This is a genomic window from Xylanibacter ruminicola 23 (assembly GCF_000025925.1).
Lineage (GTDB): Bacteria > Bacteroidota > Bacteroidia > Bacteroidales > Bacteroidaceae > Prevotella > Prevotella ruminicola.
This window is the reverse complement of the sequence record NC_014033.1, coordinates 764,308-788,733: the sequence shown is the minus strand read 5'-3', so window position 1 is coordinate 788,733 and position 24,426 is coordinate 764,308. Positions and strand designations below refer to the sequence as shown.

The 24,426-nt window shown below is 44.2% G+C and carries 22 protein-coding genes, 1 pseudogene and 2 riboswitches; of the genes and pseudogenes, 8 read left to right on the top strand and 15 right to left on the bottom strand.

The features are described from left to right. Positions 1 to 20: 20 nt before the first annotated feature. Complete coding sequence (locus tag PRU_RS03415; RefSeq protein WP_013064685.1) at positions 21 to 1,733, bottom strand: glycogen/starch synthase; 1,713 nt, start codon at positions 1,731 to 1,733, stop codon at positions 21 to 23. Between the two features lie 141 nt (positions 1,734 to 1,874). Here PRU_RS03415 and PRU_RS03410 point away from each other — a divergent pair, with 141 nt between their 5' ends. Then, positions 1,875 to 2,294, top strand: coding sequence for a hypothetical protein (locus tag PRU_RS03410; protein WP_033151324.1), 420 nt, complete (start codon positions 1,875 to 1,877; stop codon positions 2,292 to 2,294). 197 nt (positions 2,295 to 2,491) lie between these two features. Here PRU_RS03410 and PRU_RS03405 read toward each other — a convergent pair whose 3' ends face one another. The 8 genes from PRU_RS03405 to PRU_RS03360 form a co-directional block, all read right to left on the bottom strand. Continuing rightward, complete coding sequence (locus tag PRU_RS03405; protein WP_041385619.1) at positions 2,492 to 2,761, bottom strand: hypothetical protein; 270 nt, start codon at positions 2,759 to 2,761, stop codon at positions 2,492 to 2,494. A 116-nt stretch (positions 2,762 to 2,877) separates the two neighbouring features. Further along, positions 2,878 to 2,997: riboswitch (SAM-I-IV-variant riboswitch) on the top strand. A gap of 397 nt (positions 2,998 to 3,394) precedes the next feature. Further along, positions 3,395 to 4,222 carry an HNH endonuclease gene (locus tag PRU_RS16250; protein WP_013063760.1) on the bottom strand — a complete coding sequence of 276 codons (828 nt, stop codon included), beginning with the start codon at positions 4,220 to 4,222 and terminating at the stop codon, positions 3,395 to 3,397. Positions 4,223 to 4,405: 183 nt separating this feature from the next. Next, the gene (locus PRU_RS03390; RefSeq protein WP_013065588.1) at positions 4,406 to 5,014 is read right to left on the bottom strand and encodes a hypothetical protein; all 609 of its coding nucleotides are present in this window, start codon (positions 5,012 to 5,014) and stop codon (positions 4,406 to 4,408) included. 6 nt (positions 5,015 to 5,020) lie between these two features. Then, a complete protein-coding gene (locus tag PRU_RS03385; RefSeq protein WP_013064476.1) occupies positions 5,021 to 6,367 on the bottom strand; it encodes a DNA cytosine methyltransferase in 1,347 nt (448 codons plus the stop codon). Further along, positions 6,364 to 7,470: a HindVP family restriction endonuclease gene (locus PRU_RS03380; RefSeq protein ID WP_013063702.1), complete on the bottom strand. Its 1,107-nt coding sequence runs from the start codon at positions 7,468 to 7,470 to the stop codon at positions 6,364 to 6,366. Before PRU_RS03380 ends, PRU_RS03385 begins: the two co-directional genes overlap by 4 nt. 52 nt (positions 7,471 to 7,522) lie before the next feature. Continuing rightward, positions 7,523 to 7,771, bottom strand: a complete 249-nt coding sequence (locus PRU_RS03375) for a hypothetical protein (protein ID WP_041385617.1) — start codon at positions 7,769 to 7,771, stop codon at positions 7,523 to 7,525. A 525-nt stretch (positions 7,772 to 8,296) separates the two neighbouring features. Continuing rightward, a complete protein-coding gene (locus tag PRU_RS03365; RefSeq protein WP_013063308.1) occupies positions 8,297 to 8,686 on the bottom strand; it encodes a (deoxy)nucleoside triphosphate pyrophosphohydrolase in 390 nt (129 codons plus the stop codon). A 186-nt stretch (positions 8,687 to 8,872) separates the two neighbouring features. Further along, on the bottom strand, positions 8,873 to 9,493 hold the full coding sequence (locus tag PRU_RS03360) for a hypothetical protein (protein WP_041385614.1): 621 nt from the start codon (positions 9,491 to 9,493) through the stop codon (positions 8,873 to 8,875). Between the two features lie 176 nt (positions 9,494 to 9,669). Here PRU_RS03360 and PRU_RS03355 point away from each other — a divergent pair, with 176 nt between their 5' ends. Beyond that, complete coding sequence (locus tag PRU_RS03355; protein WP_041385613.1) at positions 9,670 to 9,906, top strand: hypothetical protein; 237 nt, start codon at positions 9,670 to 9,672, stop codon at positions 9,904 to 9,906. Between the two features lie 391 nt (positions 9,907 to 10,297). Here PRU_RS03355 and PRU_RS03350 read toward each other — a convergent pair whose 3' ends face one another. Then, positions 10,298 to 10,684: a (deoxy)nucleoside triphosphate pyrophosphohydrolase gene (locus PRU_RS03350; protein ID WP_013063197.1), complete on the bottom strand. Its 387-nt coding sequence runs from the start codon at positions 10,682 to 10,684 to the stop codon at positions 10,298 to 10,300. 414 nt (positions 10,685 to 11,098) lie between these two features. On the opposite strand from PRU_RS03350, the gene PRU_RS03345 reads away from it, so the two are divergent. The 3 genes from PRU_RS03345 (at position 11,099) to PRU_RS03340 (ending at position 15,064) form a co-directional block, all read left to right on the top strand. Further along, positions 11,099 to 12,937, top strand: coding sequence for a hypothetical protein (locus PRU_RS03345; protein ID WP_143040072.1), 1,839 nt, complete (start codon positions 11,099 to 11,101; stop codon positions 12,935 to 12,937). A gap of 86 nt (positions 12,938 to 13,023) precedes the next feature. Further along, entirely contained in the window at positions 13,024 to 13,185 is a 162-nt protein-coding gene (locus PRU_RS15990; protein WP_170857894.1) for a hypothetical protein, read from the top strand. Between the two features lie 208 nt (positions 13,186 to 13,393). Further along, positions 13,394 to 15,064 carry a putative transporter gene (locus PRU_RS03340; RefSeq protein WP_041385611.1) on the top strand — a complete coding sequence of 557 codons (1,671 nt, stop codon included), beginning with the start codon at positions 13,394 to 13,396 and terminating at the stop codon, positions 15,062 to 15,064. A 1-nt stretch (position 15,065) separates the two neighbouring features. On the opposite strand, the gene PRU_RS03335 is transcribed toward PRU_RS03340, so the two are convergent. Further along, entirely contained in the window at positions 15,066 to 15,980 is a 915-nt protein-coding gene (locus PRU_RS03335; RefSeq protein ID WP_013063598.1) for a glutaminase, read from the bottom strand. A gap of 25 nt (positions 15,981 to 16,005) precedes the next feature. Between PRU_RS03335 and PRU_RS16245 the strand changes: the two are divergent. After that, positions 16,006 to 16,312 (top strand): annotated as a pseudogene (locus PRU_RS16245) (IS1380 family transposase); the annotation flags it as partial. Positions 16,313 to 16,324: 12 nt separating this feature from the next. Here PRU_RS16245 and PRU_RS03325 read toward each other — a convergent pair. The 3 genes from PRU_RS03325 to PRU_RS03315 all read right to left on the bottom strand — a co-directional run bounded on the left by PRU_RS03325 (position 16,325) and on the right by PRU_RS03315 (position 20,794). Then, the gene (locus tag PRU_RS03325; protein WP_041385608.1) at positions 16,325 to 18,367 is read right to left on the bottom strand and encodes a hypothetical protein; all 2,043 of its coding nucleotides are present in this window, start codon (positions 18,365 to 18,367) and stop codon (positions 16,325 to 16,327) included. A 169-nt stretch (positions 18,368 to 18,536) separates the two neighbouring features. Beyond that, positions 18,537 to 19,712, bottom strand: coding sequence for a glycoside hydrolase family 3 protein (locus PRU_RS03320; protein ID WP_013065062.1), 1,176 nt, complete (start codon positions 19,710 to 19,712; stop codon positions 18,537 to 18,539). Positions 19,713 to 20,365: 653 nt separating this feature from the next. Continuing rightward, positions 20,366 to 20,794, bottom strand: a complete 429-nt coding sequence (locus PRU_RS03315; protein WP_013064489.1) for an acyl-CoA thioesterase — start codon at positions 20,792 to 20,794, stop codon at positions 20,366 to 20,368. Between the two features lie 365 nt (positions 20,795 to 21,159). On the opposite strand from PRU_RS03315, the gene PRU_RS03310 reads away from it, so the two are divergent. Beyond that, the gene (locus PRU_RS03310; protein WP_041385607.1) at positions 21,160 to 23,256 is read left to right on the top strand and encodes a hypothetical protein; all 2,097 of its coding nucleotides are present in this window, start codon (positions 21,160 to 21,162) and stop codon (positions 23,254 to 23,256) included. Positions 23,257 to 23,540: 284 nt separating this feature from the next. After that, a riboswitch (SAM-I-IV-variant riboswitch) is annotated at positions 23,541 to 23,651 on the top strand. Beyond that, positions 23,647 to 24,060: a hypothetical protein gene (locus tag PRU_RS03305; protein ID WP_013065375.1), complete on the top strand. Its 414-nt coding sequence runs from the start codon at positions 23,647 to 23,649 to the stop codon at positions 24,058 to 24,060. (Overlaps the previous riboswitch by 5 nt.) A gap of 90 nt (positions 24,061 to 24,150) precedes the next feature. On the opposite strand, the gene PRU_RS03300 is transcribed toward PRU_RS03305, so the two are convergent. Next, entirely contained in the window at positions 24,151 to 24,411 is a 261-nt protein-coding gene (locus tag PRU_RS03300; protein WP_013064593.1) for a hypothetical protein, read from the bottom strand. Positions 24,412 to 24,426 lie beyond the last annotated feature (15 nt).

Genomic DNA, 24,426 nt, shown 5'->3' with positions numbered 1-24,426 from the left:
TAATCATTAATGTTTAATGTTTAATGTACTCGCATTTGCGCCTTGCGCAGCGCGATATCATACGCTTCGTAGTAGTACTCGATAAAGTGAGTCCAGAGAGCCTTCTCCGAGAGGGCTTCAGCATTCTTGCGGCAAGTCTCAATCTGCTTTTTAGTCATGTTCGAGAACTCAGCCACCGTATCTTTGATATTATCGGCCACTTCGCTATAGTTGTAATCCGTGCGGTGAATCACCTTCACACCATCCTCCAGCTGTCCGTCGTGACCGAACACCGTGTTGGCCCACAGTCCGAATCCAGCCAGGTCGGTAGTGATACAAGGCACCTTAAAGGCTATTGCCTCAAGTGGGGTGTAACCCCAGGGCTCGTAGTACGATGGGTAGATGCACAGGTCGTTGCCCAGCACCACATCGTAGTAGGTCATGTTCACGATACCATCATTACCGTCCAGATAGCAAGGCAGGAAAATCACCTTCACGTTCTCATCCTTACGGTTGTGCATATCGTAGTATTTCAGCATGCTCAGCACGTTGTCGTGACTCATGTTGTGCAGCCAGTGCGTCACCATCGGCACCTCAAGAGGAGTGTTAAATGATGGCTGTTCGCTGTTGGTGGCTTGCTTAATGTTTAATGTTTCATGTTTAATGTTTAATGTAGCAAGTCTCTCTTGTAAGTCTTTGCGTGGCTCTCCTACCCAACCGGGCACCTCGATAAATGCCACCACCTTCTTTTTCAGGTCGCGGTCGCGCAGCAGTCGGTTCATAGCCTCAACAAACACGTCGATACCCTTATTGCGGAACTCGTATCGTCCCGAAGTCGAAATCAGCAGCGTGTCGTCGTCCAGTTCCTCGCCCAGCAGTGCATTAGCCACCTGCAGCATTTTTTTGCGCGCGGCCTTACGCTTGCGGGCAAAAGCCTGCGCTGTGGCGGGCACAAAACTATTATCAAAACCATTTGGAAGCACCACGTCCACCGGCTTATCCAGCAGCTCCACGCACTCCTTAGCCGTAATGTCGCTCACTGTGGTAAAGCAGTCGGCATAGTGGGCAGTCTGCTTCTCAATACTGTGTTTGCTCTGCATGTTCAGCTCGCCCGCCATCTGGTCGCCGTTATAGGCAAACAGGTAGTCGTACAGCGGCTTCTGGTTACCCGCAATCGATCGGCCAATGCTCGTAGCATGGGTCGTAAACACCGTACCAATCTGTGGCAGCTTGTTGTTCAGGTAGAGCAGTCCCAGTCCGCACATCCACTCGTTAGCGTGGTATATCACCTTCTGTTCGGGCTTCAGGCTGTGCTTGTAGAAACTCTCTACTACGAGAGCTGCTGCATACGAGAACATCGATGCCTCATCATAGTCGCCATAGGCATGCAACGAATCCACCTGGTAGTGTTCCCACAACCAGCCATATATTTCGTTTTTCTTCTCAAAATACGGATTAAAATCAACCAGAATAGCGATTGGTTCACCAGGCACAGTCCATCGGCCCACCCTAACCTTCAGGCCCTGCTCTTTCGCAGCCCACTGCCACTCGGCCAGCAAGCTGTTGGCCTCCCTAAAGTAAGGACTCTCCTGCTCTTTCCAGAAATCAGGACCAATAAATATGATTTTGTCTTTCAGAACCTGTTGCAAAGTTTTAGCACGTGTCGAAAGTACGGTATAGATACCGCCCACCTTGTTGCAAACCTCCCAACTCGACTCAAAAATAAAATCAGGTGTAAATCGTTCCTTTGCCATGTTATACTAACTAATTTGGCGCAAAGATAATTAAAAAATTATTAAATCACCAATCTTTTTGTTATTTTTTTCGGCGTAAACGTTTAAAAGATGATATAGATTAGTATCTTTGCGGTCTAAAAAACGTATAAGTGTTGTAATATGAACAAGTTAATAGTTTCAGCCCTGCTGTGTTTGGCCAGTATTACGGCCAGTGCGCAGAACACCCAAGGCCCCTTTCGCGCGTACCTTATAAATAAGGAACTTGATATTGTGATGCGTATTAATTTTTACCAACAAGATGTTACCGTTCCCGGGCAGGATTTGTTTGGCCAGGTACCCGGCTATCTCAGTAAGCGTTTCAACTCGTTTGCCTGGGTCATCACCGATGCCGAGGTAAAGGGCCACAAGGCCACGCTGCAGATGATCAACGATTACGGCAGCGAGGATCTCACCGCCACCCTCACCGCCAAGGGCGATTCAGTATTCATCCTCAAGCAAGAATCAGGTAGCGCCCTCAAGGTGCCCTTCAAAGGTAAATGGCAAAAACTGCCCAAGACCATCGAATTCCGCCGCCAGTAATTTTTTACTGGCGTTTTTTTTGGTCGTTTTCCAAATTCTTATTACCTTTGCCACGTTGATTGTTAAATGAATGATTATGAAATTCATTTTAATGATTATGTTCATTCTATTTTCGCAGTGATGCGAGAAAGAATTGGGTTTTATTAGTTATAATTATCACAGAGGAATCAGCAGCGATGCTCATTCCCCTTTTTGTTTCATCTATCTTTATCCATATCTATAGAGGCAATGTAGTCATCATATGCATCCCGTTCTTCACGAGCAGCTCGATAACTTTCATCGTCACAAGTTTTATCATCCGGATTTTCTGGTGGATTACTTCCTCTAAAAATAGCGTCACCTTTGTATATTAGTAGAAATATTACAGCTCCTATATGCATAATTATCACAGCCCACCATGAAGTAATGGCAGCCAGCATCCATATTATGAAGGCATACAAAAGAACCCATATAAGACAAGCTATCATATTCTGTCAAGAATTAATTGTTTCTATTTCGCCACAAAATTAGCACAATTTTCGCACTCCACAAAATTTACAGTCATTTCTTTTGGTTCTCCACAGAAAACTTTGTATCTTTGCACCCGAAACATCAAGAGCAGTCGCCTTTATGGCGGACTCGCCAACCGAGCATTAGGATGTCACGGTGGCCAAGGTACGATGTGGAAGCAACATTATTATTCACTTCAAAATTATCCTAAGTTATGCAACAGCACATTTATTACATCAAGTTTGCATTGCAATTTGCCGATATGCAAATCGCAGAGTTAGTTAACGTATTCAATTCTCAGATAAATCTTCGAAGTTTCACTTCGATGCGCGCTTATCACGACGCAGCCCTAATGGATGAATTCCAACGTCGAGGTATCGACGCCACCTGCGTCCACGATGGTCACAGTATATCATTCGCCCATCCTATTGCTTATGATATAAGCCAGAATAAGTTAGTTCTTTTAAGCTAATACCTCTATATAAAAATCTCCGCCCCTATACTGTCTGCTCTGGTATAGAGGCGAAGATTATATTATATCATGGATAGTACGCGTTTGGGGATTTCTTTACAAATAGTCTTACCTTTTATAACGTTAAGCCGATCGTAATTTATTCTTTACTAAAAATACAATCTCTATGCCATTCCAAGAATTCTGGACTAGGAAGATACTTCCTTGGAGTTATAAGTTTCTTATTCCTGATGGGTTCGAAATATTGCTTAAAATACTCCTTACCAACATTGGCTTCAAGCTTATTTGAGAATAATGCTGTCAGATCGTCTTTGAACGTAATCAGTCCTTTATCAAACGCCTTGTCATAAAGAGCCGACAAACAGATACCGTTACATGGATTAAGTCGATCACTTTTATGCTTTTTATCAGACCAAGGTATAATATGACTAGCCAGCAATAACTCTGGTATATCAATACCCGTTAATGCACAACGCGAGCCATAGTTGTCAAGCACCATGAAACGAAAATAATTCTGTCCCTTTCTACGTTTTGCTTCATATATTACATCTTCACCTTCCTTTGTTATATCATAATGAGCCATTAATTTCGTAGAAATCAGATGAGGATTCGTTTCTTCTGCCACAATAATTTCTGCAGTCTCAAATTGAGAATACTCTATCAAGCTATTCAATGCTGCTGAACAAAAATTTTTCAGCAAATAACTTTGGGGTATATTTTTATCGTAATCAAAGATGTTTGGCTTACCATTTTTCAATTTCCCAACTTCTCGATTCACAAAATCTAAAATCTTTTCAATCTCGTCTGGATCGGATATTTCATAGAGTGACTTACCACTAAAAACAATCTCGTTTTGATGCTGCAAGACATCATCCAAAATTGCTATTGCACGAGCATAACTGCTCGCCTTTCCTGATTTTTCAGTAGAAAAGCGAGTATTGAACTTTATAAACCCCAGTCTATCCATATTGTCAGTTTTTGAAATATCAACTGTCCAAAATCTTAGATCTCATCTCTTCAAACCGTTGTCGGACTTGACACCTCTCTTCAGTTTGAACCTCCACTTGAAGTTGAGGAAGAATCTGATGGCGAGGGTTGGGGAGTAATGACATTTGTAGGTGTCGGTACTTGCTCTCGTGTATTTGTATTCTTATTCATAATCGTAAATAAATCGTTTATACTGTATTAATCTTTCTTCTGCCATTTGATGGGCTTTATCGTCCATTTTTTCATCAAGATTGCCATATATCTCACTGAGTTTATTTACCTCTTTAGCTTGCTGGCTCTTTGCAACAGCCAATTCCTTCTCGATTATATCAAGGACACTTTTCTCCTGTTCAATATGACAATCAACTTCCTTCATCCACTCACCTAACTTGTGAAGATAGGAGCGTAGATTATCAAGCAGTTCCTTCAATGTTGCCTTCTCTTCTGCGCCAATAAGTTTGGCGATTTGTTTCCTATGAATGAAAAAAAAGAAGATATACATAATTAGCACCAGGAAAAAGACAATGAGAAAATATGGTAGGTATACCCCAAAAAACTCTGATGAAATCAGTTTAGTAGCACCAGCCATAATCAAATCTATAGCCATGCCACTCAAACATCCATTCTTGACATAGTTCATCCATGCATACTTCTTACGAATCGCTTTATCATCATCGAGACACATACGGCCATATTCGAGCATCACCTGATACTTGTCAAGTTCGTATGCAATCTCTTCATTGAGTCTTTGCTGCTTGCTCTTTGCTACCATCTGCTTCTATAATCTATTAGACAAAACACTCTTAATAGTCGTATCCGTAAACGTATGCCAAATTTTTAATTCTACAGGTTTGTAGTCATCAAATAGCTGACCTATTTTTTCTATCTCGAATACCAAACGTAGATCATTTTCATCTGCATCAGGATGTATCTCGTGCTTAGAACCAACTCTGGCTATTTTTATTAGATAAATATCACGAATACCCTTTTGCTTAACATATGGCATAAAATAGTATAGCTTATTTAAAGCTACTGTTGATGGAAACTTTTTCCCTGTATAATAAATACGTGCAGAACCGTCTAAAAACAGGTCTACATTATCGTTTTTCACAAGACTTATTAATACGTTCTTCTCCTTATCTACTTTTAATTCAGGATTAATTGAGACAGATGAATTATTCACTATTTTTTCCGGATAATCCTCTCGTAGTTGTTCGTAATTAACAGGATTATTATTGCCCAAATAAGCCATAATACATTCACCCACGTATCTTGCCAAATTAACAGGAACTGCATTGCCAATCATCTGTTCCATATTAGTCTTATTTCCAAGGAATCTAAAATCTTTGGGGAATGTCTGTATCATACTTCTTTCCAATGTTGTTAGAGGGCGTATTCCTTCTAATGACTTTACTGGATCATTACTATGCAATTGATATCCGGCAGGCATAGGACGATTGACTCCACGAATTGTTGGACTAGGCTCGTTTACACTGAAAATACCTCTTCGAGCATAACTACGTGGATGGCGATAATAGTACTGAATATCTAGCTGACTTCCAAAATAATCTGCAACAGTCATTTCTTTATCAGATTGGCGTAACTCAAGAATATTCGACATAAAACCGTCTTCTTCGCCCAGATGACCTATCATTATGAATCGTTTGCGACGTTGTGGTGCACCACAACGACTTGCGTTTAATATCGCATACGTTAATCCATAACCACACTGCTTAAAAATAGTTTTTGCTTCAACCAACTTTTCGGTTTTGGTGATACGATCTACATTCTCCATCACAAACCAATCTGGTTTTAAAGCAGCAATAACCTGAGCATAATTTATAGTAAGATCACCACGTCCATTATTTTCGTCTCGTTTTCCTGCTGAAGAAAAGTCCTGACAAGGAGGACCACCAATTATCATATCAGGTTTATATTTTTTTACTTTTTCTACAGTCTGATCTACATTTGACAAATCCTGTTTTATTACAGGATGCTTAAAATTAGCATGATACACCGTTATCGCATCATCCCAATTATCAAAAGCAGCAAGAATATTAAATCCTGCTTTCTGGAAGCCAAGACTTAGGCCACCACACCCACAAAACAAATCAACTACTTTCATTTGAATAACTCTGGATGACTTACAATAAACGCATCAAACCTTCTTTCTGGGCTGAGAAGCTTCTGACCATCACCCAAAATGATGTTTTTAATTTCATATTTACTTATTCTAGGCTTTGTCAATTCTGGACATCTCATCAATGGATTTGTCAATTTTCCACTAATAGAAAAAGCCTTGTCTGTTTTATAATTATATGCTAGCTCGTTAACGATACCCGTGTAATTAAAACTTCCATATAGACTAAAGTCCCATAGCATCTTATATAGCCAGATAATTGTTCGCTGATTGCGTGAAATATCGTTATCCGCATTAGTCTCTCTTAAACACATCTGTATAACAGAAAGATTTGACCAAACAAATACATCAAGACAATCATCTGCGAAATCCTTTAATTTCTTATCAGTTTTCCAAATCGGTTGAATAATTAAAGGAATCTGCTTGTTACTTAAATCTATGGAAACATCAAGTATAGCTTTACAAATAGCTTTATAATGAGGAAGTACCTGTCTTATTTCACTCCAATTTTTTATTTCGGATCCAATTGTATTCAAAATCGAATGCAGTCTATTTTTACCTTTCTCGCTGTTATAGCATGAACATATACTGCAAGCCAAAAATAAAATAGTAGGAGACCTTACAACAATCTCACTTCCATATTCAGATTCTTCCAAATCTTTCGTAGTATTATCAGGAAGGGTAGTTAATTTAACTTCCAAGCCGCTAGCTGCCACCTCTGTACTACGATTTATCATTACCAAATCTATTTTCTCTTTCTTAGCTGCATAATAAAATTGCTCATAGGGATAATATTCAGCCTCATAATTATAATATGCATCTTCACCTAAAGGATTAACGCCAAACAGATCTGTTGTATTGATCGTTTTATGAACAACTTCATTCTTTTTATTCGTACAAATATAAATAGGGTTAACTCCTTTACTACCCATATAAGCAACTAACGAGGCTGGGAATGAGCTATTAAACTGATTCTTACCCCATGAATCTTCATATCTATAGTCTCGACTTGAGTATTTCTGTCCAAATAAACCTGGTAAAACACCCTCAACGAAACAAGCTACTTCTTTTGTGTCTTTTTTAGCCATATTATAAAATCATTATTGAAAACGACATTTTAGGAAGGAAACACACATTAGTTTAAAACTTTTTACGTCCTCGTGTTGATGGCTTAACATAAATCTCGCCTTTGCGGATTTCGCAATAGGCGTTTCTGTATACCAACTCTTTACCCTGAGCAGCCATTTTGCTGAAATGGTTGTTCAAACTGGTTTGAGCAATAAGCAACTCATTGGCCTCGTGCTTGTCGAAAAGCGAGGCTGGAGAGCCAAAAAACTCGTAAGTATCTGACTCTAAGAGATGTAAGAGAATAACGTTTCTGTTAGCCATTCGTATCTTGTTTTTATAGGGTACAAAGTTACTAATTTTGTGACCAGAATTTAAATAAAATAATAGCATTAACATGCCACCATTTTTAATTAGTATTCTATTTAAAATAGAGCCACAATTTAGTTTTAAAATGTTAAAAGAGCCAGTTTATGTTAGAAAATGTACCAAACATTTGGATCTTTCAAAAAAACTCTCTATATTTGCCAACGTCAAAAGGTAACCTTTGGCTATCCGGGCAGAATCCCGCGAGGGAGCAAGACTTTATCGACACTACTCCATTATTTTTTTGCCAAAGGTGCTTTTTGACTATCCGGGCAGAATCCCGAGAGGGCAAGACCATATCGACACTACCCCAAAAAAGGGTGAGCATTTTTATGATGCTCACCTATTTTTTTGTTATTATTCGCTGCCTGAAAAATAAAACACAGATTTTTTTGGCGGTTTGCAAAATTCAGTGTACTTTTGCTGCCAAATTAGTTTTTTCATAATTTATATAATCATAGTGAGAGGAATCAGCAGCGATGCTCATTCCTCTTTTTTGATGTCCTCAACTACCACCAAATCGGCTGGTAACCAATCTACACAATCAAGTTGATCTATAGTTAGCCAGCGGGCTGCCTCGTGCTCTTTAAGCGTCAGGGCTCCACTCACTACACTACACCAGAAGCAATGCATAGTTAAATGAAACTTAGGATAATCCCACTCTACGGTTTTAACCAACCGCTCCACTGTGATATTTGTTTCCAGCTCTTCCCAAATTTCACGTTTCAACGATTCTTCGGGCGTTTCGCCAGGTTCCATTTTGCCCCCAGGAAACTCCCATCCATCTTTCATATCGCCGTATCCTCGCTGCGTGGCAAAAATGCGACCAGCCTCATCGTGTATTATCGCTGCAACTACTTCAATCTGTTTCATAATCGGCTACAAAAGTAGCATTTATTTCACTAAAAACTAAATATTTACCAAAAATATTTGGAACGTATCAGAATTATTCTTATCTTTGCAGCGTCAAAAGTTTACTTTTGGCTACGCCGCTGAGTGCGGGGAGCAAGACTTTATCGACACTACTCCATTTAAAAAGTCATCCTTATGGATGGCTTTTTATTTTTCGTACTTCTTTCGAAACACACGATTAAAGTTGGTACTTCCCACTCCTACTCTATTTACAGAAATCACTTTTTTCCCTTTAAAAATCAATACTTCTACTGCATCATCATTAACTTCAAAATACGACTTAATATCTGATGCCAACAAACGTGCATTATATTCTGTATTAATATTTAGCAGTACTCTATTACTCTGACCGATAGATTCAAACAACCTATTTACAACAGAAGACTGCCCTATAATAGTTTTTAAATCATACATTTTATAATTGCTTTTCTTTTCAAAGATAAAATCAGCAGTTCTGATGCCTTTGGGGTTAGGAAGGATGAATACACGGTAACCATGTTCTACAGCCTTGCGGGCTGCATTAAGCAGGTTCTCGAAATCAGCATCCTGTTCACCACCTACACTATATATTCCCGTTTCGCCACTAATCGGCGTAAATGCTCTATGGGCTGCTATATACTTAAGCTGGGTTACAAATGCTGAACCATGCAATGAATGCAGGTCCTCCAGCAAGGTATCAAGATCCCTTGTTGGTGGCTCTGAAACTATCCACTCTGAAGAGAAATCCTCTTCAAGTATTTCGTATTCTACAATATCTTCTTGTATCATATATTCTGGTTGATATCCAAGTGCAAAGATACAACATTTCGAGCAAATAAACAAACAATTATTGATAATTATTTTGCATAGATCTAAACAATCAAAATTCGATCTAAACTGATCAAAATTGTTTGGTCAGGTTAGGGCGATCTTATACCTTTGCGATGATTTTAAAACAAACAATTATGGAGAAGAAATGGATTTCGACAGAGCAAATGCTCGAAGCATTAAAAAGTGACCCAGACAACGAACATGAGTACACTCATTATTTAGGTGGTTGTTTTCGTTCTACCCATTGGTGGATTTACGATTCAGCGAAGGATGAATTTCTTGGTTCAACAAACTGGAATGACTACACCAACTTTACAGAATCAGAAATGCTTAGTATTTATGGAGGGCAATGGTGGCATCGTGATGCATAAAAACAATGAAAAATTTTAAATATTTCACCAAAATGTTTGGAGCATTCAGAAATACTTACTATATTTGCCACGTCAAAAGGTAGCCTTTGGCTATCCGGGCAGAATCCCGCGAGGGAGCAAGACTTTATCGACACTACTCCATTATTTTTTTGCCAAAGGTGCTTTTTGACTATCCGGGCAGAATCCCGAGAGGGCAAGCCGTATACGTCACTACCCAAGAAAAAGGGTGAGCATTTTTATGATGCTCACCTATTTTTTTGTTATTATTCGCTGCCTGAAAAATAAAACAACGATTATTTTTGGTGGTTTGCAAAATTCCATGTACTTTTGCTGCCAAATTAGTTTTTTCATAATTTATATAATCATAGTGAGAGGAATCAGCAGCGACTGCTCATTCCCCTTTTTTGATGTCCTCAACTACCACCAAATCGGCTGGCAACCAATCTACGCTATCAAGTTGCTCTAGAGTTAACCACCGTGCAGCCTCGTGTTCGTTAAGGTGTAAAGCCTCATCAAGCAAACTGCAATAATAGCAATGCATGGTAAGGTGGAACTTGGGGTAATCGTAATCTACGGTACACACAAATGTATCCACGCTTATCTCTGTAGAAAGTTCCTCGCGTATCTCACGTTTCAAGGCTGCCTCGGGTGTTTCGCCTGGTTCTACTTTACCACCGGGGAACTCCCACCAGTCCTTCCATTCGCCATAACCGCGCTGGGTGGCGAACACCTTATCGTCTTTGCGAATAATCGCTGCTACTACTTCAATCTGCTTCATAATCGTCTGCAAAAGTAGTACTTTATTTCGATATACTTGCAAAATTTCATTCGTGGGTACAACAATTTTCGCATCTAGCAAAACAAAAAGTAGATTTTATTTGGTGATTTACAAAAATACGTATACTTTTGCAGCCGTATTTGTTTTTATATTTTTATAGTTTGGAATCTCGCAGTGATGCGAGGATGGTTTAAGTTAAAGTACACAATTCCATAGGAATCAGCAGCGATGCTCATTCCTTCTTTTTTTTCTATTAAAGCGAAGTATTTAAGTTAATAATTGTAAACAACATACATCTCATCAAAATTTATTGTTATTTATGCGATAAAAATTTGGCCAAGTAAAACAATTGCACTAACTTTGCCTCCTGGAAATGTAATGAAAAGATCTATTAACTTAATACATATTTATATTATGAAAAGAAAAAGGCTTATTTGGTTGCTGGCAGGAGCAATTGCCTTCTGCAGCACTAGCATGATGCAAACCTCATGTACAAAAGCAGAAGACAATCCTGTAATGCCCGAGGAGGGAACATCGGGAATGGTGGGTGGCAACGAGTTTACGCCCACACAGTTGATTAAGACGTATATCTATGTAGCACCAGGAGTGGATCCCGATGTGAAACAAGCCATCGATTGGGCCTCGAAGGGTGCAATCGACCAGCTGAGCGAAACGTTGTCGATACCTGTATACGTAGTCAACAAACTTACCGACCTGAGCGACGAGCAAATGGATGATATCATGTATAGTGGCGAGACGGTGCTACTGATGAACCCTGTGGAGAGCGAGATTAAGGCATATCTGGAAACCCACGACTACATCACTCTCGATCCAGAAATTACCGACTCTACCTGGATTCTGGGATTCAACAATAACACAAAGATTCTCATCGACAAACTGAGCCAAACAGGCGACCCCGTGGCTGACAATGCCAATCGCAACGAAAAGGCATATGTAGCACTGTCGGGAGTGTTTACAGCTTTCGCCGAGCGCTACGAGGGCTATACCGGAGCCTTCGGCGGCGATGATAAAGAAGACACCAAGAAGATGGAGAACCTGTTTGCATCGTACCACTTTGTGCATGTAAACTCATATTCTGCCCACGTGCACTACGACACCACATGGGGCGAGAAGTACTATCTTGACGGAACAGGTTCGGCCACCACTCTGCTCGACGTTTATCCAGTACACGTGTACGAGGGACAGGCTGGAGCAGGCGACTACTTTGCTGTTAAGATGAATACCAGCGTGGCCAATGCCGGCATGTGGAAGGGTAAAGGCTGGAATAGACGTGTAGGTATATACATCCGCCACTGCGGATTGTGGGCTACCAACTTTGACACTCAAGTTGTGCCGATGAAGGACGAAAATACAGTGATGCCTCAGACCGAGCTGCAGTTCCTGGCAGCATGTCCACCAACACCAGGCACCACCACCAATCAGAAGTATTATGAAGACTCTAAGTCGTTCAGCCTTAACGTTTCGGCTACAGGTAAGCTGGAGGCTGGCGAAGAGGCTAAACCAGGCGAAGAACCTACAGCCAAGAAATCAAAGAGTTTGCAGGTACAGTTGTCCATGGGCTGGAACTGGACCCACAAGGAGAGCTATGCCATACAGAATGTAGAGATTGAGGATCGTCATGCCGGAAACAGCATCGATTGGAACATCAAGTTCAACGATCTGCCTCACTACGATTGGGACGAGGACTACGGATTTAAGATCACCGAATCGCTGCCATACCGCAACACGCAGGCACTCAACGCATCGTGGATGTGGTACGATCCCAATGCCAAGGACGAGAGCGATACCAAGCCTCTGCTCATCAAGGTTACCACCAATCCTCAGTACGAGATGCAGACCTTCTGGACCACCAAGGCCGACCTGAAGTCTGTATATTACAACCACTCTAAGACAGAATTCTTCAAGATACCACGCCCCAACAACAAGCATGCCGGCGAACTGGTAATCAAGAACGACCTGAAGGATGATGCTTACATCTCTGACATCCGTGTATATCGCAAGGGCACTAATATTATGGTGGGCAACTACAGTATGTCGGTACCTAACGGCGAGGAGCAGACTCTGGGCCATTATCTGTCGAATAATCAGGCGTATATAGTTACGTTTAAGGCCACGTTCGGCGATGGATCAACAGCCTACTACACCTATTCGCTTAACGATGGCATAAAGGTAACTCATAACACTACCACAAAGCTCTATGCACGAAACGACTTCACTGCAGAAGGCGCTTGATATGAGCTAAAACAAATAAACGATAAAAGCGAATCCCGACAGCCACTGAGAGCTATCGGGATTCTTTTTAATTATAAAAAACCTTATTGAGATTACAATCCTGCAGCAGCAATCCACTCGTAGATGCAGCTTACAACGCCGAAGAGGGCGATGCCGGCAACCATGCTTCAAGAACAGCAGAAAAGGATGCACATTGCCTACACATCATAGCCGACAATTTTATTGGTGGTGTAGATATCAAGAATTGAAGGTGATGATGAAAAGAATTGTTTTGGCTACGGCTATCGCCCTTGCGTTTATAAGTGCCTGGCATGAAACTAAAATGCAGCATTCGTCGCGATGGCGCGTGCTGCATTTGACAAGTTCTACAATCTGATGTAAAAGGAGGTTAAAAAACAAAAAGCACTCGGTCATTCGACATAAAATGACTACCTTTGTAGCCAAATCGTGTGAGAAATGGAGTGGATAAACAATCTGATTTTTAATCCATCGGCTATGCAGACCGTAGTGGTACTGTCGCTGATTTGTGCCTTGGGGCTTGCCTTGGGCAAGATTCGGGTCATGGGTATAAGCCTTGGCGTGGCATTCGTATTTTTTGTTGGTATCCTAGCAGGTCATTTCGGTTTTGAAGTAGATTCCAGGATGCTTGACTATGCCCAAAGTTTCGGTTTGATTCTGTTTGTCTATTGTCTCGGCCTGAGCGTGGGTCCCGGTTTCTTCGGTTCGCTGGCCCACGAGGGTGTTACACTCAACCTGTGGGGGCTGGCCGTCATTCTCATCGGCACGGCGATGGCAGTCTGTCTCTGTCCGCTTACAGGCATCAGTATGCCTGACATGGCGGGACTGCTCTGTGGAGCTACCACCAATACACCTGCACTGGGTGCTGCCCAGCAGACACTGTCACAGCTGGGCATCCCCCACAGTGGGACGGCCCTCGGTTGTGCCGTCACCTATCCGTTGGGTGTGGTAGGTGTCATCCTCGCCATCCTGTTTATGCGCAAATTTTTCGTACGCCCTGCCGACCTGATGCCCAGAAGTATCAGTGAAGAGAACGAGACCTACATTGCCCGGTTCAACGTGGTTAATCCCGCCATCGTTGGCAAGAGTCTGGAAGAGATTGCGACGATGACTCACTTGCGGTTTATCATCTCGCGTATCTGGCGCGGTGACGAAGTCATCGTGCCCAAGTCGACAACCCAACTACAGTTGGACGACCGCCTAATGGTAGTCACCAAAAAGGAAGATGCCTCAATGCTCGAAATCCTAATAGGCCTGCATGTGGAAGAGCCGGAAGACTGGAACAGCGAGAAGGTGGACTGGAATGCACTCGATAACAAGATGGAGAGCCGCGTGGTAGTGCTCACCAAACCGATACTCAACGGCAGGCGACTTGGCAGTCTGAAGATACGCCACACTTACCGTGTCAACATTAGCCGTATCACACGTGGTGACATCAAGTTGCTGGCCACGCCAGACCTGCGGTTGCAGTATGGTGACCGTCTTCACATCGTGGGTGACCCCAAGTCCGTCGATGCCGTTGAGGCTTTCTTCGGCAACAGCGTTCAGAGCCTAAACGAGCCCAACCTGGCCGCTATTTTCATTGGCATCATCCTCGGACTTGCCCTGGGCAGTCTCCCGCTCCAGTTGCCTGGCATGAGCATTCCGGTCAGGCTGGGCATCGCAGGAGGCCCCATCGTGGTAGGTATCATCGTGGGAGCTTTTGGGCCGCGGTTTCACCTCATCACCTACACTACCCGCAGTGCCTCGCTGATGCTCCGTAAGTTGGGGCTCTCGCTCTATCTGGCCTCTCTTGGTCTGGATAGTGGCGCACAGTTTTTCGAGACGGTCATAAGACCAGAAGGTATCCTCTGGATTTGCATAGGCTTTGCACTCACTGTTGTGCCTGTGCTATTGGTGGGCATGGCTGCCCTGCGGAGCCACAAGTTCGACTACGGCACCATCTGCGGCATCCTTAGCGGAAGTATGGCCAATCCGATGGCTTTGGCATATGTCAACGACACCATTGAGGGCAACAGTCCTTCCGTCAGTTATGCCACGGTCTATCCTTTGGGCATGTTCGCCAGAGTTATTCTCGTGCAGATGTTACTTATGATTGCGGGCGGCTGAATTAAAAGATAGACTCTTCGGTCTCAGAGGTCAGCAGTTCCAGTGCCTTCATGCCCATGACGGAGTTACCCTTTATGTTAAGCCGGGGGCTCCAGGTGGCTACGGCATAGTGCAGCGGATGGATGGCCGCTATGCCGCCTCCCACGCCGCTCTTGCCCGGCAAGCCTACGCGATAAGAGAATTCTCCGGCTTCGTCATAGAATCCGCAGGTCTGCATGATGGCATTTATGCGTTTCACCTGCGACGAGGTGAGCGACACGCCGCCATAGTTGAATGGTTGCCGATGGTTGGCAAAGGGCAGGAAGGCGTGGGCCAACTCGTGGCACGACATCTCTACGGAGCACATCAGGAAGTAGAATTCTAGTACACGGGTAATGTCACCCCGAATGTTGCCGTGGTATTTCAGCAGGTTGGCAATGGCTGCGTTCAGGTAGCCGCAACTTTGTTCACTCTGTGCCACACGGCGGTTGAACCCCACGGTGCTGCTGCCACTGAGGCTCCTGACAAAGGTCAGAAATTGTTCCTCGGGGCGGCTCAGCGTAGAGAGCAGCACGTCGGCCATGACGATAGCACCGGCGTTGATGAACGGATTGCGGGGAATGCCGTGTTCATATTCCAGCTGTACCAGCGAATTGAACGCATTACCGGAAGGCTCCTTACCCATGCGCTGCCACAGGCGGTCAGCCTCCTGGCTGAGGCACATGGCTAGGGCAAACACCTTGCTGATGCTCTGCAGCGAGAAGCGGGTGCGCGTGTTGCCTTGCTCGTAGACATTCCCGTCGAGCGTCAGCAGGCACAGGCCAAACTGTTTGGCATCTACTTCTGCCAGCATGGGAATATAGTCAGCCTGCCTCCCTTCATTGGCGAAGGGCAGGCAGGCTGTGTACACCTTATCTATAATCTGTCCGTAGTCCATCACTTCAAGCAAAATCATCAATGACATGGCAAAGGTACAACAAAAATCTGAGAAAATCAGCGCTTTTGGCGGAATATTTTTCGTTTTGGACAGATTTTACCGTATTCTTTCCTCTGTAATCGACTCCCACCTGGGACTTCGCAGTAAGTTGATAGGCTATCAGTACAGCGAGATAATACGGGCCGTCTTCTCCGTTTTCTGCTGTGGCGGCGACTGCATGGAAGACCTCAACCTGTATCTGAAGGATGTGCACGGTGCTGCGCGGCATAGAAGAACTGGCAACGGAGAACATATCATACACGGTAGAAAAGACGGGCAACGTCTATGATTTTTATCTGCGAATTTTAGGGAATATCAATCAATGCCTTACCAACTCTAACCAGACGTCCATCTTTTACACAAAGATAGATTATATTTTCTACACTACGTTTAGTGGATGAGGGGCGGCGCTCGAGTACCTGGCTAATCAAATCGCGCACGCGGACAGGACTATCGGACTGGGCCACCACATCTACAACCAAGTCGAACAATGAACCAGAAAAAACGCCCCACTCGACCAGCGAGTAGATGGTTGTTTTACCGATATTTATCAACCTTTCATCCTTGAACAGATAGGGTTTGATTTGTAAAGGGGTTTTATATTTACTTCGGGGATAAAGCTGTTTATAGCGGGCAAAGATATCGTTAACAAACATCCCCTTACCGTTATCCTTGATAATGTTATAGAATATCTCCGCGTAATCAATGCGGTTGGCAGGCAACTGCACATAATGATCTTGGACACTGACACCCCAGAAATCCTTGATGATACACTCGAACACATACAAAAAATGCTCAACACTATCGGCACTAATCACTTTACCCTCCCTCCAATATTTGGGATTGCTTACAAAGGGGAGTAATGATATCTTATCGGTATTTTTACGGTACTTGCGTACCATGATTTCGAAATCTTCAAAAGCCGAAAAGAAATTAAAGTTTAAATACTTAGCATCGTAAATACAAGTATGGAATGGCTGGTTCCCATTGATATATGCAGAGATTTTGCCTATACCTATATCAGTATATCGGGTTGTAAAATGCAATACTCGCGAATCCTGAAATAGGTTAGCCAAGCAGGCATAGGTGTTAAACGAGATAGACAAATGCTCACGGCGGGAAATATTTTTAAACTGCGACATTTTTGGGGTTAGCACACCAGTAAACGACAGGTTATACGGCTGCCACCATTGGGGATTCATCACGTTTTTATAATCCTGGTCGGCAAACGATTTAATTCCAATAATTTGTCGAATTCTCTCTCTTGAAAACTTACTGCGAGCTGCTGCCAGCGTAGCCTCATCACCCAAGCCACAGTACGATGCAAAAATCTTGGCATTATTATTGGTAGTGGTATTAAAATACCTACACAAGATGTAGAACATAGGATAATGATGATGTTTGCCGTAGAACTGACTAACAAATTCGACATCATCGTTACTAAGAAAGTGGAACTGGTACTTGCAGAGATTGTAACGTACGTTATCTGTATTATCAAAGAGTATCTTATGATATATAGGTTCGAAATCGGCCAACAACTTTTTTAATTGCTGAAAACGCTCTATTCCCACACGAGACAAACGGAATAATTCATTTTCGTTCTTTAGAAAACACATGAACTCAAGATAATCAATCTCACCTTTTACAATCACACTTTGGGTTTTGTTATCATATCGAGACAGTGTTTCCTCGAACGCATGTCTCAGCAAAGAATCCTTATCGGGGGTGATATTGGCAAAATGAACCAAACGCACATTATTATTATCCCGATAATAAGAAAGCCATTTTACGGCATCAACAAAATCATCGTAATTCCCATGAAATAAGGCACGAGCCTTTAAAGTTTCCTTAATCTTTGAACAGATGTTTAATATCATATCCAAACAGGCTAATGCGTATTTCTCGTTATATACAAATATAATATTACACACTTGATAAGGATAGTACAGCAAGTCGCGTGCAAACAAGGTGTAATCTGGGTAAATGGCACGCAGTGCATCGATTACGTCAGCGTCGTACAGCTGTTGCTTTTCGAGCTCATTCCTAAACAAAATACTAACAGTTTCGATGAGTTCCTTTTCGGATTGGGCTTCAAAATCTACAGCATGTTGGCTGATATACGCTTTATATTTTTTTCCGAACTGATGTAGAAAATCGCTCACATCTGCCGGGCAACTGATACCAACGTTTTCAAATTTATAACGACGCTTATCGCGGTATATCCAAGGCAACACATCTCTATAAGAGCTGAATAATTTATGTATTCCACTCCAGGCATCCACGCGATAATCCTCCATCAGGTTTTGAAACGCAATATGCAACTTATAATTATATGTATATTCGAGCATAGTTTTTTATTGCAATTTTTCTGTTCAGTTTAATTCGGCCACAAAAGTAACACTTTTTTTCGCAACCAGCAAAATTATGATAATAAATATTTTGGTGGTTTGTAAAAAACATAAAGAGGAATCAGCAGCGATGCTCATTCCTCTTTCTCGTTTTATGTGATTTCCAAAGTTACTTGGTGCGGTTGCGGATTTGCTGCTTGAGGGTTAGGATGCGGCGAACACTCTGGTTGATGCGGGCCTCGCTGAGGGTGCCATCGTTAACGGCGGCTATCACGGCATCGAAGGCCTCGACCAGATTGCGGGGATCGAGCACGATATCTGCACCGGCCTTGATACAGCCCACAGCGGCTTCGGCGTTGGTGTACTGCTTGGTAATGGCGCCCATGCTGATGGCGTCGGTAACGATGATGTTACGATAGCCTAACTCGCCACGCAGCTTATCCTTAAGGATGACGGGCGACATGGTGGCGGGCTCATCAGTACCAGTCACGTTGGGGGTTGCAATGTGGGCAGTCATAATCAGCTCGCAGCCCCAGGCGATACCTGCACGGAAGGTTACCATCTCGCAATCCATCATCTCGTCCCAGGTCTTCATAGATTTGGCATAGCCGTAATGGGTGTCGGCAGTGGTGTCGCCATGTCCGGGGAAATGCTTGATGCAGCCCGTGATGCCAGCATCTTTCAGCCCCTGCAGGTAGCTGGTTACCATGGATGCTGCCACAGCCGGATCGCTACTGAAGGCGCGCTTACCAATCACAACATTGTCGGGATTGGTGTTGACATCGGCCACTGGGGCAAAATCGATGTCGAAACCATAACGGGTAAGATAGGTGCCGATGGTGTTAGCGCACTCGTAGGCATTGGCGGGATCGCCGGTTTCGCCAATCGACTCCATCGACTCATATTTGGGCAGATTGAAGTTGGGATGGTTGGCCAGGCGCGACACGCGACCGCCCTCCTCGTCGATACACAGCAACGGACTACCATTGAGAGCACGTATCTGCGAGATGAAAGAAGAGAGTTGGTTTTCATCTTCGATGTTCCAGGCATAGAGTATCATGCCACCTATGGGATAGTTCTTAACCACACCTGCCATGCAATCGTTAATCTGCTGCAGTTTGTAGGGCGAAAGTTCTTCGAAACTGCTCCAGTGTATCGTGGTGTCGAGGGCCTCGGGGCGCACGTAGAACATCTGACCTACTTTTTCACGAAGGGTCATTTTTCGCAGCTGCTCCTCAACGCTACCGGCCGAGCTGCCACTGGGGTTGTCATCGTTAGTACAAGCTGTTAACAGCAATCCGCCAAAAAGCACTGCGGCGGTAATCCATGTTTTAAAAATTTTCATACCTATAGTTTTAATTGCAAAAAGATTAATTAGATGGGTGCAAAGATACAACATTTTTTGGCACCCAACAAAATAATAGGGTGCAAAATAGTAAAAAGATGTTAATAATTAAGCATTAATCGACGAATATTACCAACTATTACGTATATTTGCGGTGAAAAAGATGATTTTACCAATAATTGGGAACTACAACTTTACTACTACTAACACTATACCAACGAAAACAAAGAGAGGGTTGAGCCGCAAAGCTCATCCCTCTCGATATTTTTAGGCGACACTCTCTGGATATAGGCTGCGGGACGTTTTAGAAAAATATTGGGACAGCCGTGAGGCCATTCCCAATATTTTTTGTACCTTTGTCACCGATAATAATGATATATATTATATACAGTGAAATATATGAATCAAGAATATGCAAGGGTGTCAGTAGAATCACCCGAAATTGAAAATAAGAGTCCCCATAGGCATGTGTTGACTTACGAAGTAGAGAACAGCGATATCCAGGATGAATTCACATTAAAATTCTAAAGATGAATATGAAAAGTGAAACCTTCCAAATTGCCTCCGACAGTCAATGGGAAGATGCCGGTGATGGTGTTGTCCGTCAGATAATGGCATATGACGACAACCTGATGATGGTGAACTACACAATTTCACTCCAGTCCGTCGTACTGACGGATAGCCTGGCGCCAGGCCTCTGGGAAGGGCATGGTCTGATGATGTTCCAAGTCGTAGAGCACCATCACTGAAGCGCAACGGCACTTCACCTCCAGGGTATCAACATCGATAATGTCCTGTTCGAGATGGAAACTCTTATTGCCAATCTTCATCGTACGCGTACGCGCTGCGATATGGTCGCCTGCCTTGATCTGTGACACGAAGTCGGCCTCGATCTTCGCTACCACAATGGCTACGCGCTCCCAATCCACATCCTCGCAAACGGTGGCAAAGTACTCGGTCTTGGCCGTATCGTAGAACTGAAAATAAACGGTATTGTTGACGTGGCCAAACTTATCCACGTCGTTGAATCGAATCTGAATCGGCAAGATATGTCTATAGCCGTTATTTACTTCTTGTGCCATCACTGAAAACTAAACTAGCCTATGAATTCGGCTGCAAAGTTATGCAAAACTCCACACTTCCCCTCCCTCGAAACAGGAATATTATTCCCAATCCCTGCAAACTCTTGATTTAAAACATCTCGCCCTATAAGAGACTTGGCTACAAATTTTTTTTACCGCACATTCGTGCGCACCCCGCCCACAATCCCCTGCGTGCTTCATATCTTAGATATGCTTTTTGTATGCCTGAGGTGGGCTAGCCACTCTTACCTTTGGGACGCAAGAAAAGGACAGATAACATTAAAATTTATCAAAAAACATTTGGAAATTTGGAAAATAGTGCGTATATTTGCGGCAAGATATAATAACCTAAAACAATTTGGAAGATGAAAACAAAACGATCTTATTATCTGATGCTCACTCTGATAATGGTAGCAGGGTTGAGTACCACATCATGTGTACAGAACGATAATCCTATCGTGGCCGACGTGTCGAGCGGTGTGCAATCCAACAAGGCTAAAGAGCCTACAACCGACCGGATGGGCGTGCTGGTGACAGCCGACGTACCCACTGCCGTGATTGGCACATTCGACGAGGGTACTACCGGTGCATCGCTCGTGAAGCGACTGCCTAAAACCACGGCCAGCATAGATGCCGACACCCGCATGGTGATACTGTCGGGTAGCATGTTCGACAACATGGCTGCAGCGTTAGACCCCGAGGTGATGAAGGCAGCAGTACGACTCACCATGGATGGTGGCTACATATGTCTCACTAACCCCACTAACGAGCAGGCCGGCGCGTTCGGACTGACCTATCTGCTGTCGCTGCTTGCACTCGAAGAGGCCGACATAGAGCAGCTGTTTGACATTACCAGCGAAGAGGCTGCCGAAGCCGCACAAAGCTCGCCACGCCTGGAGCGTATGAAGATGCGCATGGCCAACATGCAGCGTGTGGCCAGAACCAGAGCCGACGACGAGGACATGGACATGAATGCCCCCTTTGCCGAGATGATCATCCTGGGATCGAACGACTACTTCATGCAGGAACCGTTTGTAGAGAACTTCACCTCGTACGTCAGTGAGAGCGACGAAAACGGTAACTCCACCGATCCACAAGTGGTGACCGGTAAGATGACACGTACAGCTGCCATCAGCGGTATGCTGGCCGATGCTGCTGCACAGTGGCTGAACGACACAGAGAAGAGCTACCAGCAGGCTGCTGCACGTCGCTCTATGACACGCGCCAGCGGCAGCTCGAACATCAACGAGCTGATGAATGCCAGCGAGACATTCACCTACAACGGTAGTATCTGCTTTACCGACGATGATGCCTCGACAAAGCGGCGCAACAACCGCGTCAACATGAAGGTCAGCTCGTGGGGCGTACACAACATCGATGCCAACAAGGACTACTACTACCTGAAACAGAATGTCACCCTCTGTATGGGTAATCGCAACGGATCAAAGATCTTCTACCCCACACGAGGGGAGGACTATTGGTACAACGCTACCAACTTCGGCGAGTATAACCGCTGGTATGGGGCATTCCTCTCGAAGTACGACACCTCGATGGATCTTACTGGTAGCGGCAGCATACACCTGGAGGCTGCAGCACCTAATACCGACAATAACTCGTCGACCACTACCGTCACCACGGGCACGTCGCACTCTACCACCGAGACGGTGGGTATCACCTGGGGTGCCAGCGGTGGAGCTAATGCCGCGGGGCCTATGGGCAGCTTTAGCGTTGGCGGCAGCTACTCGGTGGGTACTACCAACGGCTCATCGTTCTCGGTGGGCATGTCGCAAACCACCAAGGAGCTGGGTGTGAAGAAGAATACGGTGGGTACGAAGGTGGCGTGGACCTATACGGGGGCACTGCCGCAGTATTACGAGAAAGTAGGCGATCGTATCTCTTACTGTCATCAGATGCCTGCTGCCATCCTGGTGAACGATGCCGATGTGAGTCAGGAGATATGTTGGTCGGTGGATAATCCATCAGGACAGTATACCGTCAACATCACATCATCGCCACAGACAGCTGTGCTGATGCATGTATATAAGAAAGAGGACGGCTATAAGAATGCCCCACGCAAATATGTATACAACAATGATGCCGATGCCACCTATACGCACAACCTGTTGGAGCCTAACCGTGCCATGCAGTCGTGGCGCATGTACATCACCATCGATGAGTGGGTATCTTCGCCTATCGTAGGTGCGCAGGGCGAGTTGGAGTCGAACATCCGCAATGCCTTCCCCGACCTCTATGCCAGCACCTTCAGGATAGCCGACAAGACGGCTACCAGTCTGAATACCATCGGCTATATCGTCAAGGCATCGAAGGAAATCATGACTAAAAATGTCGACATCCTGCAGAGCTACGCCAGGTCGTGGGGCATCAAGAAGTTCACCATCCACTGGCGTTGTGACGATCGTAATGTTACAACCCGTGAGGGTCTTACCATCATTGCTGACTAAGAGTGTATTTCATAAAAAACATCAGCGAGGGTCACGGGGTGGCTCTCGCTGAATGTTTTTGATATGATGGGGGTGATTATTTATTTTGGACATCCCAGCCATTGGTACCGCTGGCATCAGTACCCCACCCTTAAATATTGTTAACAGTAGTATGTTTTTAAGAAAAATCTGTACTTAATAGTCCAGCAAGCACTTGCCAACACTAAGCCTACGGCTCACTCTAAACAAACATTTCCTTCAAAACATTTGTTCATTCCGAATTAAATCCATATCTTTGCAGCAGATAATTGCATCAAGAGTGGCACAATTTGCCCACCAACCGGCCAACTGTCGTAGGCATCGGTGGTAAAATGATGTGAGTGAGATTGTTTAACCCACTAAAAATTTACGATGATGGAAATCAGAAAGATTGAAAAAAGTGATTTAGTATTGTTCCCACGCCTACAGAAGCCTGGGCTAAAGCCTAAGCATGTTGCCTTCGAGTCCTTCAAGGCAGAGTTGAAACACATCGAAGGACATGGTTCCTATTGGCTCCTGTACCAGCAGGACAAGCCGCACCTTGTCGTGCACGTGCAGTTGCCAAAAAGCGAAGCCGAGTTTGATAACATCCTCGGCTGGTGTCTTGGTCAGAACAAATGGTGTGATTACATCGAGGCCGACCTCTCTTTCATCTGTGTCATTGCAGGTTACAATGCAGAAGAGCTAACACCAAAGTATCCAGACTTCTTCAAAGAGCGTGTTTACGCACTCTACAATTCTGTTTACTGGTGGTACAAGTACGGCAAAGCCCTGCTAAAACAGTAGTTCCAGCCGAAAGAGGCAGCGCATAAAGCCCCGCCACATTCGTGCGCACCCCGCCCACAATCCCCTGCGTGCTTTCATATCTTAGATATGCTATTGGGCGTCTTGGCGGCAAAGGTCAAAGCCTTTTAGCATGGCGAAATCATCAATCTGGGCGGTACCGTTTTCCTGGATGGCCATGGCGCGGGCCACGCTTATCCAACGGGCTGGGCGATCGCAGGGGATGCCGATGGGCTCGTCGGGGCCGATACCAGAGAGCTGCGACACTCTCTGGATATAGGCTGCGGGACGTTTTAGAAAAATATTGGGACAGCCGTGAGGCCATTCCCAATATTTTTTGTATCTTTGCGCCATAAAACAATCTAAAGA